Source organism: Streptomyces sp. NPDC107550 (assembly GCF_055639095.1).
Genome location: NZ_JBVKBC010000006.1, coordinates 293219 through 306071, shown reverse-complemented (window position 1 = coordinate 306071; position 12853 = coordinate 293219). Strand labels below are relative to the sequence as shown.

General features: G+C 69.8%; 12 protein-coding genes. 7 read left to right on the top strand and 5 right to left on the bottom strand.

Features of this window, described 5'->3' with window-relative positions:
- Nucleotides 1–170: 170 nt before the first annotated feature.
- Nucleotides 171–1376, bottom strand: coding sequence for a quinolinate synthase NadA (nadA, locus tag ACZ7LY_RS12020; RefSeq protein ID WP_471624414.1), 1206 nt, complete (start codon nucleotides 1374–1376; stop codon nucleotides 171–173).
- Between the two features lie 251 nt (nucleotides 1377–1627).
- On the opposite strand from nadA, the gene ACZ7LY_RS12015 reads away from it, so the two are divergent.
- A complete protein-coding gene (locus ACZ7LY_RS12015; RefSeq protein ID WP_282538608.1) occupies nucleotides 1628–1984 on the top strand; it encodes a HesB/IscA family protein in 357 nt (118 codons plus the stop codon).
- A 79-nt stretch (nucleotides 1985–2063) separates the two neighbouring features.
- Here ACZ7LY_RS12015 and ACZ7LY_RS12010 read toward each other — a convergent pair whose 3' ends face one another.
- Both ACZ7LY_RS12010 and ACZ7LY_RS12005 read right to left on the bottom strand, forming a co-directional pair.
- Nucleotides 2064–3632 (bottom strand): hypothetical protein, encoded by a 1569-nt coding sequence (locus tag ACZ7LY_RS12010; protein ID WP_471624413.1) that lies wholly within the window; start codon nucleotides 3630–3632, stop codon nucleotides 2064–2066.
- 133 nt (nucleotides 3633–3765) lie between these two features.
- Entirely contained in the window at nucleotides 3766–3981 is a 216-nt protein-coding gene (locus tag ACZ7LY_RS12005; protein ID WP_471624412.1) for a hypothetical protein, read from the bottom strand.
- 132 nt (nucleotides 3982–4113) lie between these two features.
- On the opposite strand from ACZ7LY_RS12005, the gene ACZ7LY_RS12000 reads away from it, so the two are divergent.
- On the top strand, nucleotides 4114–5091 hold the full coding sequence (locus ACZ7LY_RS12000) for a carbohydrate kinase family protein (protein WP_471624411.1): 978 nt from the start codon (nucleotides 4114–4116) through the stop codon (nucleotides 5089–5091).
- 208 nt (nucleotides 5092–5299) lie between these two features.
- On the opposite strand, the gene ACZ7LY_RS11995 is transcribed toward ACZ7LY_RS12000, so the two are convergent.
- A complete protein-coding gene (locus ACZ7LY_RS11995; protein WP_471624410.1) occupies nucleotides 5300–6697 on the bottom strand; it encodes an aminotransferase class V-fold PLP-dependent enzyme in 1398 nt (465 codons plus the stop codon).
- Between the two features lie 279 nt (nucleotides 6698–6976).
- Here ACZ7LY_RS11995 and ctaC point away from each other — a divergent pair, with 279 nt between their 5' ends.
- The 4 genes from ctaC (at nucleotide 6977) to ACZ7LY_RS11975 (ending at nucleotide 11466) form a co-directional block, all read left to right on the top strand.
- Nucleotides 6977–7936, top strand: coding sequence for an aa3-type cytochrome oxidase subunit II (gene ctaC, locus ACZ7LY_RS11990; protein ID WP_471624409.1), 960 nt, complete (start codon nucleotides 6977–6979; stop codon nucleotides 7934–7936).
- Nucleotides 7933–9669 (top strand): aa3-type cytochrome oxidase subunit I, encoded by a 1737-nt coding sequence (gene ctaD / locus ACZ7LY_RS11985; RefSeq protein ID WP_471624408.1) that lies wholly within the window; start codon nucleotides 7933–7935, stop codon nucleotides 9667–9669. The genes ctaC and ctaD overlap by 4 nt, the downstream gene beginning before the upstream one ends.
- The gene (locus ACZ7LY_RS11980; RefSeq protein ID WP_471624407.1) at nucleotides 9666–10064 is read left to right on the top strand and encodes a cytochrome c oxidase subunit 4; all 399 of its coding nucleotides are present in this window, start codon (nucleotides 9666–9668) and stop codon (nucleotides 10062–10064) included. Before ctaD ends, ACZ7LY_RS11980 begins: the two co-directional genes overlap by 4 nt.
- A gap of 160 nt (nucleotides 10065–10224) precedes the next feature.
- A complete protein-coding gene (locus ACZ7LY_RS11975) occupies nucleotides 10225–11466 on the top strand; it encodes a L,D-transpeptidase (RefSeq protein ID WP_471624406.1) in 1242 nt (413 codons plus the stop codon).
- Nucleotides 11467–11628: 162 nt separating this feature from the next.
- Here ACZ7LY_RS11975 and ACZ7LY_RS11970 read toward each other — a convergent pair whose 3' ends face one another.
- The gene (locus tag ACZ7LY_RS11970; protein ID WP_471624405.1) at nucleotides 11629–12030 is read right to left on the bottom strand and encodes a hypothetical protein; all 402 of its coding nucleotides are present in this window, start codon (nucleotides 12028–12030) and stop codon (nucleotides 11629–11631) included.
- 175 nt (nucleotides 12031–12205) lie between these two features.
- Between ACZ7LY_RS11970 and ctaE the strand changes: the two genes are divergently transcribed.
- Nucleotides 12206–12826 (top strand): aa3-type cytochrome oxidase subunit III, encoded by a 621-nt coding sequence (gene ctaE, locus ACZ7LY_RS11965; protein ID WP_471624404.1) that lies wholly within the window; start codon nucleotides 12206–12208, stop codon nucleotides 12824–12826.
- The last annotated feature ends 27 nt before the right edge of the window (nucleotides 12827–12853 follow it).

The following is a 12853-nucleotide window of genomic DNA, read 5'->3' as shown; positions in this document are numbered from 1 at the left end:
GGGCTGAGATGAGCGCCCGAAGGGGCGCGGGGAACTGCGCGACCAGCCACGACGAGAGTCGAGGATCAAGACCACGGGCAGGCCCACTCACCCAGGGGCGCGGGGAACTGCGCGAACAGCCACGACGCGACCGTCAGACAGACGACGAAGCCGCCGGACGGCCGTACCGCTTACGGAAGCGCCAGCATCCGCTCAAGCGCCACCTTGGCAAACCGCTCGGTCTCCGCGTCGACCTCGATGCGGTTGACGACCTGCCCGTCCGCGAGGGACTCCAGCGCCCACACGAGATGCGGCAGATCGATCCGGTTCATGGTCGAGCAGAAGCACACCGTCTTGTCGAGGAAGACGATCTCCTTGCCCTCGGCGGCGAACCGGTTCGCCAGCCGCCGCACAAGGTTCAGCTCCGTACCGATGGCCCACTTGGACCCGGCCGGGGCCGCCTCGAGCGCCTTGATGATGTACTCCGTGGACCCCACGTAGTCCGCCGCAGCGACGACCTCGTGCCGGCACTCGGGGTGCACCAGCACGTTGACCCCGGGTATGCGCGCCCGCACGTCGTTCACGGAGTCCAGCGAGAAGCGGCCGTGCACCGAGCAGTGCCCCCGCCACAGGATCATCTTCGCGGCGCGCAGCTCCTCGACGGTCAGCCCGCCGCCCGGCTTGTGCGGGTTGTAGACGACGCAGTCGTCCAGGGACATGCCGAGGTCACGGACGGCCGTGTTGCGCCCGAGGTGCTGGTCGGGCAGGAAAAGGACCTTCTCGCCCTGCTCGAACGCCCAGTTCAGCGCCCGCTCCGCGTTGGAGGACGTACAGATCGTGCCGCCGTGCCTGCCCGTGAACGCCTTGATGTCCGCCGAGGAGTTCATGTACGAGACGGGCACGACCGACTCGGCGATCCCCGCCTCCGTCAGCACGTCCCAGCACTCGGCGACCTGCTCGGCCGTCGCCATGTCGGCCATGGAGCACCCGGCGGCGAGGTCGGGCAGTACGACCTTCTGGTCGTCGCCGGTGAGGATGTCCGCCGACTCGGCCATGAAGTGCACGCCGCAGAAGACGATGTACTCGGCCTCGGGCCGGGCGGCCGCGTCACGGGCCAGCTTGAACGAGTCGCCGGTGACGTCGGCGAACTGGATGACCTCGTCGCGCTGGTAGTGGTGCCCGAGCACGAACACCTTGTCGCCGAGCTTCTCCTTGGCCGCGCGCGCACGCTCCACGAGGTCCGGGTCGGAGGGCGACGGCAGGTCGCCGGGGCACTCCACGCCGCGCTCACTGCGCGGATCGGCCTCCCGGCCGAGCAGCAGCAGCGCCAGAGGCGTGGGAGAAACGTCCAGGTCAACGGGGGCCTGGGGGGTCTGGGCCGTGGTCACGTCACGCACCCTTTCTTTTTTGCAGAACGACCTTTTCGTCGAAATGACGCTATCTATCATACGTGGTTCACGTCAGTTTGACGACACGCATGTCGTCGATGTGACGCAATCCGCCCCGGCCGTCCGGTGCCCCCTTGCGGGGCGGTGTGCGAGCATGAAAGGGAAGAAGCGCGAAACTCTGACGGCTCCGGAATGAATCCGGGCCTTTGCCGGTTGCAATGGTCGGCAAGCAGTCTCCGTACAACCCGGGAGAGATGTAGATGTCCGTATCGGACGAGACCACCACCGTCAGCGACGGCATCATCCTGAGCGACGCCGCCGCGGCCAAGGTCAAGGCTCTGCTCGACCAGGAAGGCCGTGACGACCTGGCCCTGCGTGTGGCTGTTCAGCCCGGCGGCTGCTCCGGCCTGCGCTACCAGCTCTTCTTCGACGAGCGCTCGCTCGACGGTGACGTCGTCAAGGACTTCGACGGCGTCAAGGTCGTCACCGACCGCATGTCCGCCCCGTACCTGGGCGGCGCCTCCATCGACTTCGTCGACACGATCGAGAAGCAGGGCTTCACCATCGACAACCCGAACGCGACGGGCTCCTGCGCCTGTGGCGACTCGTTCAGCTAAGCCGCACCGCGCGTCCGGCACGCCTGAGGCCCGGCCCCTTCACCGCGAAGGGGCCGGGCCTCACGCATGACGTACGCGGTCAGTCGCGGGGAGCGGGGGCCGCGCCGCCCGGCGCGTTGCGCTCGGCGTCCGGGACCGCGTGCCCGTCCGTGCCGACGACCTCACGCCCGGCCAGCGGGGCGTCCAACTCCACGGGCAGCGTGTAGTACTTGGCCATCTGCACGCACACCCCGCCCTTCTTCTGCTCCGCGGTCACCGCGACCTCGACCCGGCCGCCCGACTCCTTCGCGTGCGCCGCGTACGTCGCGCAGACGCCCCCGGTGAAGTGCAGCGTCAGCGTGCGCCCGGAGCCGTCCGCCCGGTACCCCTGCACGCGCACCGGCTTCCGCTCCTGGCCGCCCTGACCGTCCTGGCCGCCCGGCGCGCTCGTGCTCGGCCGCGGGCTCGGCGCGCTCGGCACCCCGGACCCCGGCTCCTCCGTACCGGGCGCCGCCGAAGGGCTCGTCAGATACGCCGGGTCCACCGCCGGATGCGTCACGGTGAACGGCGTCCCCGCCCCCGCCGGATCCACCCGGAACAGCCAGGACGGCACCAGCGCCTGCCGGCCGTCCACATAGTGCGCCGCGAGCCCGAAGACGGCTCCGGTGATCGACACCGTGGAGGACGCGGGGGGCCGCGCCGACGACGGCGTACAACCGGCGCCCTGGGTCTTCTCCTCGGTCGCCTTGTCCCGCGCGTCCTTGCCGCCGAGCGGCGCCGCGCTGGCACACGCGCCGACGCCCGCGCCCCGGTCGCCGCCGGCCCGGCTGTTGAGCCGGTCGATGGTCTCCTTCGCGCCGATCACCGGGTACGTGTCGCTCTTGACCGGCGTCTTCAACTGACCGCTCGCGCCGCTCACCTCGCCGTCCGGGCCGACCTGGATGCCCGTCGACCAGCCGTACGTGGGCAGCCCGCCCACCACCGGGTCGGCGTTCACCACCCGCGTCGCGCCCATCAACTGGCCCGTGTCCAGCTTCGCGTCGTCCTGCCCGAGCGCCTTGAGGACCGGCGCCGCCGCGGCCCGCGCCCGGGCCGCGCTCACCGCGTCGCCCTCGCCGCCGCCGCCCGCCGGGTCGGAACAGAAGGCGTCGGGCGGGCACTTGCCCGTCGTGGAGGGGGCGTGCGCGGAGTACGTCCAGGCGCCCGGCGCGCTCCGGCTGACCTGGAGCGAGGGCCCCGTACCGTCCGCCACCGGGCCGAGCCGCCAGGCGCCGTCCCGCAGCCGGGGCGTGCCCTCCACCTTGAGCGCCTTGGCGAGCGCTGTGACGTCCGCCGCGCTCACCTCGCCGCTCGCCCGGTACACCGCCGCCTTCGCCGGTCCGTCCGGCAGCTTCGTGGCGGCCCGGTAGCGGGTGCCGTCGGGGTCGGGCTCGCCGGGCGCGATCCCGTTGGACGTGCCGGGGCCGCCGCTCTCGGAGTAGCCGTCGAGGGCCAGGGGCGGGGGAGTGCCGTCCGTGCCCGGCGGGCCGGAGGCGCCGTCGTGCCCGGACGCGCTCGCCGCCAGATACGCGCCCCCGCCTCCGGCGAGCAGTACAGCCGCCAGGGCCGAGGCGACGACCGGCGTACGCCGCCGAGGCCGCTGATCCCGGTTTCGCTCTTCGGTGCTCACCGCATCGCTCCTTCGCCTGCCGCGTCGCAACCCGCATCCCCGTGATGCGGGAGGGCCACAGGGGGCAGCGATGGGACGCGGCGGGGGAGCGCGCGGTTCCCCGCCGGGCGCCGGGGCCGCTCCGCGCGCGCCCTCAGGCGCCGAATTCGGCCATCGAGTCGATCAGCCGCGCCGAGGAGACGGGCACGACGACACCGTGGATGCCGGCCGCGCCGACCCGGGCCGGCGCCGGCGTCCGCTCCGCCTCCCACGGGGCGCGCGGGGCCACCCAGTGCGGCACCATCCGGGCGCAGTCACCGCGCAGGGCGGCGAGCCCGTCCTGGGTCATGAAGGACACGTCGTAGGTCATGAACGCACCGTAGGCACGCCGACCGTCACGAAAAAAGCCCTACTATCGGGTAGTTTCCGCACTTCAGCGCGGGGCGGGGACCGGGTAGCGTGAAGCGTCAACCCCTCCTCTTTCAGGAAGCGTGCTCACGCCGTGCGAATCGCAGTCACCGGCTCCATCGCCACCGACCACCTGATGACCTTCCCCGGTCGCTTCGCCGACCAGCTCGTCGCGGACCAGCTCCACACGGTTTCCCTCTCCTTCCTCGTCGACAACCTCGACGTACGGCGGGGCGGCGTCGGCGCCAACATCGCCTTCGGCATGGGGCAGCTCGGCACGAGCCCGGTCCTGGTCGGCGCCGCGGGCTCCGACTTCGACGAGTACCGCGCCTGGCTCGACCGGCACGGCGTGGACACGGCCTCCGTCCGCATCTCCGAGACGCTGCACACCGCGCGCTTCGTGTGCACGACGGACGCCGACCACAACCAGATCGGCTCGTTCTACACGGGTGCGATGAGCGAGGCCCGCCTCATCGAACTGAAGACCGTCGCCGACCGCGTCGGCGGGCTCGACCTCGTCCTCATCGGCGCCGACGACCCCGAGGCGATGCTGCGCCACACCGAGGAGTGCCGGACGCGCGCGATCCCGTTCGCCGCGGACTTCTCGCAGCAGATCGCCCGGATGGGCGGGGACGAGATCCGTACGCTGCTCGACGGGGCGACGTACCTCTTCTCCAACGAGTACGAGAAGGGGCTCATCGAGTCCAAGACGGGCTGGACGGACGCGGAGATCCTGGCGAAGGTCGGGCACCGGGTGACGACGCTCGGGTCGCGCGGGGTGCGGATCGAGTGCGTCGGGGCGGACGCGATCGAGGTCGGCGTGCCGGAGGAGAAGGCGAAGGTCGACCCCACGGGTGTCGGCGACGCGTTCCGGGCGGGGTTCCTGTCCGGGCTCGCGTGGGGGGTCTCGCTGGAGCGGGCGGCTCAGGTGGGGTGCATGCTGGCGACTCTCGTCATCGAGACGGTGGGGACGCAGGAGTACGAGTTGAAGCGGGTGTCCTTCATGGAGCGGTTCCGGAAGCAGTACGGGGACGCTGCCGCTCTGGAAGTCGAATCCCACCTCGCGGCATAAGGTCCTCAGCCCCGCTGAGATCAGCCCCGATTGGGGCGCGGGGAACTGCGCGCTCGGCCACGATGGGCCCGCGGTCGCGTCTGCTGCTGCACCACGCAGGGCGTGTGCGGCTTGTTGTCGGCGGGCCGCGCAGTTCCTCGCGCCCCTGAGGGGGCTGACCTGAGCCCCGACGGGGGTCGAGCCGGAGCTCCGCTGAGGTCAGTACCGCCTACGGAGTAGCACGGCGTACCCGGTATGCCTGGACCCCGCGGGAGCGTTCCGTGGCGCCGCCGTACTCGTGGCCCTGCGAGAAGCACCACGCCGGGATGTCGACCGCGGCGACCTCGTCATCGGCGAGGACCGTCACCGTGCCGCCCACCCGGACGGACCCGATGGCCCGCGCCAGTTCGATCACCGGCCGGGGACAGACGAGCCCCACCGCGTCCACGGTGACCGCCTCCGCCCCGCCCGCGCCGGAGCCGGGCGCCCCGCCCCCCACCGGCACCCCGAGGCGCCCCCGGACCTCCGCGACCACCCCGGGCAGGACCGAAAGAAACCGGTCGATCTCGGCCTCCGCCACCCCGAGCGGCAGCGACACGCGGACGTTGCCCTCACTGACCACCCCCATCGCGGCCAGCACATGGCTCGGCGTCAGCGTGCTGCTCGTACAGGACGAACCGGACGACACGGAGAACCCGGCGCGGTCCAGGCCGTGCAGCAGGCTCTCCCCGTCGACGTACAGGCACGAGAACGTCACCAGATGCGGCAGCCGGCGCTCCGGATCGCCGACGACCTCCACGTCCGCCACCAGCTCCGGCACCCGCGCCCTGATCCGGTCCGTCAACTCCCGCAGCCGCACCGCCTCCCGCGCCGCCTCCGCCCGTACCGCCCGCAGGGAAGCCGCCGCCGCGACGATCGCGGGGATGTTCTCGAAGCCGGGGGAGCGCCCCGACTCCCGCTCGTCCCCCGGCCCGCCCGGCGCGAACCGCACCCCCTTGCGCACGACGAGCAGCCCCACCCCGGCCGGCCCGCCCCACTTGTGCGCGCTGCCCGCGAGCAGCGACCAGTCACCCGGCACGGGCCCCCACGCGAGGGACTGCGCCGCGTCCACGAACAACGGCACCCCCGCCGCCGCGCACGCCCCCGCCACCTCGGCGACCGGCTGGAGGGTGCCGACCTCGTGGTTCGCGGACTGGAGGCAGGCCAGCGCCGTGTCCGCCCGCAGCGCCGCCGCGAACTCCGCCGTGTCCACCGCCCCGCCCCGCCCGACCCCCACCTCGCTCACCGTGCCGCCCCCGCGCTCGTGCGCCGCCGCCGAATGGAGCACCGACGAGTGTTCGACCGCCGACACCGCCAGATGCGCCCCGACACGCCGACGGCCGGTGAGCGCGCCGGAGATCCCGGAGTGCACCGCGTGCGTCCCCGAAGGAGTGAAGACCAGCTCGTCGGGGCGGCAGCCCACGGCCTCCGCGGCGGTCTCCCGTGCCGCGTCCAGCAGCAGCCGGGCCCTGCGGCCCTCCCGGTACAGGCGCGCGGGGTCCGCCCACCCCTCGTCGTACGAGGCGGCCAGCGCCTGCCGGGCGACGGGGTGGAGCGGGGCGGCCGACGCCGCGTCGAAGTACGTCACGCCCCGAGGCTAGAACGCCCCTCACCGGCGCCGCCGCCGGGGCCGGGCGACCGAACCCGGGACAAAACCCCCCGTCAGAAACCCCGGAACGGAGGCCGATCCCACCCTTCGGGGTGACCCGCGGCGCGTTAGGCACCCTCCCCGCGCGACCCCAAATAGCGTCCAGTAGGGTTTGGTCCGCATAAACATCCAAACCCCTGCCCGTGTGCCAGGGCGGCGAGCGACCAGCGAGACGGCCGTAGCCAACCAGCGCGGGCGAGACTCTCGGGAAGGCGCTACGTGAGTCCCAACGGCTCCGACCGCTCGTCGCGGCGCCCGATGCGGCGGAAGCTGCCGCAGGTGCTGACTGCGGGCCTGATCCTGGTAACCGCTACCGGTTGCACATACAAGGACTTCCCTCGTCTTGGTATGCCCACCCCGGTGACGGAGGAGGCCCCTAGGATCCTCTCCCTCTGGCAGGGCTCGTGGGCGGCTGCGCTCGCCACGGGCTGTCTTGTCTGGGGCCTGATCCTGTGGAGCGTCATCTTCCACCGGCGCAGCCGCACCAAGATCGAGGTTCCGACCCAGACCCGGTACAACATGCCTCTCGAGGCGCTGTACACGGTGGTTCCGCTCATCGTGGTCTCGGTCCTCTTCTACTTCACCGCGCGCGACGAGTCGAAGCTGCTCAAGCTCGACGCGAAGCCCGCGCACACCATCAACGTGGTCGGCTACCAGTGGAGCTGGGGCTTCAACTACGTCGAGGACGTGCCGGGTGTCTCGGGCGACGCCAAGAACTCCAAGGAGCTCTCGGCGATCCCCACGCGGTACAAGAAGGACTTCCCGGCGAACGCCGGCGGCGTCTACGAGGTCGGCACGCCCGGCACTCGGAACCCGCAGACCAACAACCCGGGCCCGACCCTCTGGCTCCCCAAGGGCGAGAAGGTCCGCTTCGTGCTGACTTCGCGGGACGTCATCCACTCCTTCTGGGTGGTGCCGTTCCTCATGAAGCAGGACGTCATCCCGGGCCACACCAACGCCTTCGAGGTGACCCCCAACAAGGAGGGGACCTTCCTGGGTAAGTGCGCCGAGCTTTGCGGCGTCGACCACTCCCGGATGCTGTTCAACGTGAAGGTCGTCTCTCCTGAGCGTTACAAGCAGCACCTCGAGGACCTCGCGAAGAAGGGGCAGACCGGTTACGTCCCGTCGGGCATCGCCCAGACGGACCACGAGAAGGACCGGGAGACGAAGAACCTGTGAGCATCCTCAACGAACCCCAGGGTGCCGCCGCAGCAGAAGACTCGTACGAGAACGAGCTGCCGGTGCGGCCCAAGCGCCCCGGCGCGACCGTGATCAAGTGGCTCACCACCACTGACCACAAGACCATCGGTACGCTGTACCTGGTCACGTCGTTCGCGTTCTTCTGCATCGGTGGCCTGATGGCGCTCTTCATGCGCGCCGAACTGGCTCGTCCCGGCACGCAGATCATGACGAACGAGCAGTTCAACCAGGCGTTCACGATGCACGGCACGATCATGCTGCTGATGTTCGCGACGCCGCTGTTCGCCGGCTTCGCGAACTGGATCATGCCGCTTCAGATCGGCGCGCCCGACGTGGCGTTCCCCCGTCTGAACATGTTCGCCTACTGGCTCTACCTGTTCGGCTCGCTCATCGCCGTGGGTGGCTTCCTCACCCCGCAGGGCGCCGCCGACTTCGGCTGGTTCGCCTACAGCCCGCTCTCGGACGCCGTCCGTTCGCCGGGCATCGGCGCCGACATGTGGATCATGGGTCTGGCCTTCTCCGGCTTCGGCACGATCCTCGGCTCGGTCAACTTCATCACCACGATCATCTGCATGCGCGCTCCGGGCATGACGATGTTCCGTATGCCGATCTTCGTGTGGAACGTGCTGCTGACCGGTGTCCTGGTCCTGCTGGCGTTCCCGGTCCTCGCGGCGGCGCTGTTCGCCCTGGAGGCCGACCGCAAGTTCGGTGCCCACGTCTTCGACGCGGCCAACGGCGGCGCCTTGCTGTGGCAACACCTCTTCTGGTTCTTCGGACACCCAGAGGTGTACATCATCGCCTTGCCCTTCTTCGGCATCATCTCCGAAGTGATCCCGGTGTTCAGCCGCAAGCCGATGTTCGGCTACACCGGCCTCATCGGCGCGACGATCGCCATCGCCGGCCTCTCGGTCACCGTGTGGGCGCACCACATGTACGTCACCGGTGGCGTGCTGCTCCCGTTCTTCTCCTTCATGACGTTCCTCATCGCCGTACCAACCGGTGTGAAGTTCTTCAACTGGATCGGAACGATGTGGAAGGGCTCGCTGTCCTTCGAGACACCGATGCTCTGGGCGATCGGCTTCCTGATCACCTTCACCTTCGGTGGTCTGACCGGCGTCATCCTCGCGGCCCCGCCGCTGGACTTCCACATCTCCGACTCGTACTTCGTGGTGGCGCACTTCCACTACGTGGTCTTCGGTACGGTCGTCTTCGCCATGTTCTCCGGCTTCCACTTCTGGTGGCCGAAGTTCACCGGCAAGATGCTGGACGAGCGCCTGGGCAAGATCACCTTCTGGACGCTGTTCGTGGGCTTCCACGGCACGTTCCTGGTGCAGCACTGGCTGGGTGTCGAGGGCATGCCGCGCCGGTACGCGGACTACCTCGCCGCCGACGGCTTCACCGCGCTGAACACGGTCTCGACGATCTCCTCGTTCCTGCTCGGCCTGTCGATCCTGCCGTTCTTCTACAACGTCTGGAAGACCGCCAAGTACGGCAAGAAGATCGAGGTCGACGACCCGTGGGGCTACGGCCGCTCGCTGGAGTGGGCGACCTCCTGCCCGCCGCCGCGGCACAACTTCCTCACCCTGCCGCGCATCCGCTCCGAATCGCCGGCGTTCGACCTGCATCACCCTGAGATCGCGGCCCTGGACCAGCTGGAGAACTCCGGCCACGGCTCCAAGGCGCTCGCTGGCGGCAAGGAGGCCGGCAAGTGAAGGTCCAAGGCAAGATGTTCATCTGGCTGAGCCTCTTCGTCCTGATCATGGCCGGTGTGTACGGCGTGTGGTCGAAGGAGCCGGCCGGTACGACGGCGCTGTTCCTGGCGTTCGGCCTGTGCATCATGATCGGCTACTACCTGGCCTTCACGGCCCGGCGTGTCGACACGGGCGCCCAGGACAACAAGGAGGCCGACGTCGCGGACGACGCCGGCGAGGTGGGCTTCTTCAGCCCGCACTCCTGGCAGCCGCTCTCCCTGGCCGTCGGTGGCGCGCTCGCCTTCATGGGCGTCGTCTTCGGCTGGTGGCTGATGTACTTCTCCGCCCCCATCATCCTGTTCGGCCTGTGGGGCTGGGTCTTCGAGTACTACCGCGGCGAGAACCAGAACCAGTAGCGAAAGCACGGGTTCGCACTCCCGCCGAGGGCAAGGGCCCGGACACTCCTGAGGGAGCGTCCGGGCCCTTCGCCGTACCCCGCGCGCCCCGCCTCGGCCCCCATGCCCCGGGCGGCGCAATCACCGCGCCGGTGCGCGACAACGTCCTTACGGTGATTTCATGAACCACTCACCGCGCTTCCGTACGGTTCTTGGCTGCACCCTGTCGGTGGCCGCACTCGGTGCGGGCGTCACGGCCTGCGGCAGCTCCGGCCACCCGCTCTCCGCCAAGCCCTACGACGCGGCGAGCCAGATCTCCTTCACCGGTCCCGCAGGCAGCAAGAAGGCCGACCCGGACAAGCCCCTCGAAGTCACCGCGCAGGGCGACGACGCGCGCATCACGGACGTCACCGCCCAGGACGCCGCAGGACGCTATGTGGCGGGCGAACTCTCCGCCGACGGCAAGAGGTGGCACTCCACCGCCCCGCTGGCCGCTGAGGAGCACTACACGGTCCGTGTCAGCACCGAGGACGAGGACGGCGAGCCCGGCCGCAAGGTCCTCGACCTCCAGACCGGCAAGCCCAGCGAGGACCGCGCCCTGAAGGTCACCTTCGGGCCCGAGGGCGGCAAGTACGGCGTCGGCCAGCCCATCACGGCCGAGCTGAACCGGCCCGTCAAGGACGACAAGGCCCGCGCGATCGTCGAGCGCGCCCTGAAGGTCACCTCGAAGCCCGCGGTGGACGCCGGTTCCTGGTACTGGGTCAGCAGCAAGGAACTCCACTACCGCCCCAAGGAGTACTGGCCCGCCCACGCCACCATCACGGCCACGAGCAACCTCAAGGGCCTGAAGATCAACGACACGATGTGGGGCGGCGCGAGCAAGCCGCTGACTCTCACCACCGGCGACAAGCTGGTCGCGGTCACCGACGCCGGCTCGCACTGGATGACGGTCTACCGCGACGGCAAGGAGATCAACTCCATCCCGGTCACCACCGGCAAGCCCGGCTACGAGACGCGCAACGGTGTCAAGGTCGTGCTGGGCCAGGAGTACTCCGTACGCATGACGAGCGCGAGCATCGGCTCCTCGGACTTCTACGACAAGCAGGTGTACTACGCCACCCGGGTCACGTGGAGCGGCGAGTACGTGCACGCCGCGCCCTGGTCCGAGGGCTCCCAGGGGTACGCCAACACCAGCCACGGCTGCACCGGCATGAGCACGTCCAACGCGGCCTGGTTCTTCAAGACGTTCCGCAAGGGCGACATCGTCAAGGTCGTCAACAGCTACGGCAACGAGATGGACCCCTTCGGCAACGGCTTCGGGGACTGGAACCTCGGCTGGAAGAAGTGGCAGGCGGGCAGCGCCCTCAACAACTCCACGAAGCCGGCCCCGGACCAGCAGGCCCGGCTGAGCCCGCAGGTGTAGCCGTCGCACGCACCGCCCGGCCCGAGCGGCTGTGAGACTTCCGACTCCCGTACGCCGATGACGTACGGGAGCCGGTGGTGCCGGTGGTGCCAGAGGGCCGGGCGGGGCGCAGGAGGCGGCTGGGCGGCCCTGTGCGGGGCGCGCGGCGGGCCGGGCGTGCCGTCAGGCGGTGACGGCGAGCCGGGAGCGCAGCAGGGCGGCCAGGGCCTCGGCGAACTCCACGGGTTCGACGGGCAGGGTCACGGCGGCCTCGGCGCGGCTCCAGGTGGCGAGCCACGCGTCCTGCGGGCGGCCCATCAGGAGCAGCACCGGCGGGCAGCGGAAGACCTCGTCCTTGATCTGCCGGCACACGCCCATGCCGCCCGCGGGAACGGCCTCGCCGTCGAGGACGCACACGTCGATCCCGCCGCGGTCCAGCTCCTTGAGGACGGCCGGGAGCGTCGCGCACTCGATGAACCGCACCTCCGGCACGTCGGAGGCGGGCCTGCGGCCGGTGGCGAGGCGCACCTGCTCGCGGGTGCCCGCGTCATCGCTGTAGACCAGAACCGTCGCGGTCGACTGCATCGTTCCTCCGTGACATCGGCGTCGTTCGGGGCTCGTCTGCGCGGAGCCTACTCCTCCCGACACCCCGTCAACACCGGTTCGAACGGCCTCGGGATGGGCCATACGGGCTGGACACACCCCCCAGACACTCCGAACGGCACCCCCCGGAGTGAGGGCGAGATAAGCGACCGACATAATGTCGGTCGTGGCGACAGCAACGACAGTAGAAACAGGGCACGCGCACCCGTCGGTCAACCGGCCGAACCTCACCAGCGTCGGAACCATCATCTGGCTGAGTTCCGAGCTGATGTTCTTCGCGGCCCTCTTTGCGATGTACTTCACCCTGCGATCGGTGACCGGAGCGGCTCACTGGAAGGAAATGGCGTCGAGCCTGAACCTTCCGTTCTCCGCGACGAACACCACGATCCTGGTGCTCTCCTCACTGACCTGTCAGCTCGGCGTGTTCGCGGCCGAGCGCGGGGACGTGAAGAAGCTCAGGATGTGGTTCATCGTCACCTTCATCATGGGTGCGATCTTCATCGGCGGTCAGGTGTTCGAGTACACCGAGCTGGTCAAGAAGGACGGGCTCTCGCTCTCCTCCGACCCGTACGGCTCGGTCTTCTACCTGACCACCGGCTTCCACGGCCTTCACGTGACAGGTGGCCTCATCGCCTTCCTGTTCGTACTCGGAAGGACGTACGCGGCCAGGAGGTTCACTCACCAGCAGGCGACCGCCGCCATCGTCGTGTCCTACTACTGGCACTTCGTCGACGTCGTCTGGATCGGCCTCTTCGCCACGATCTACCTGATCAAGTAGTCACAAGATCGCAGTATCGGGCAGCGC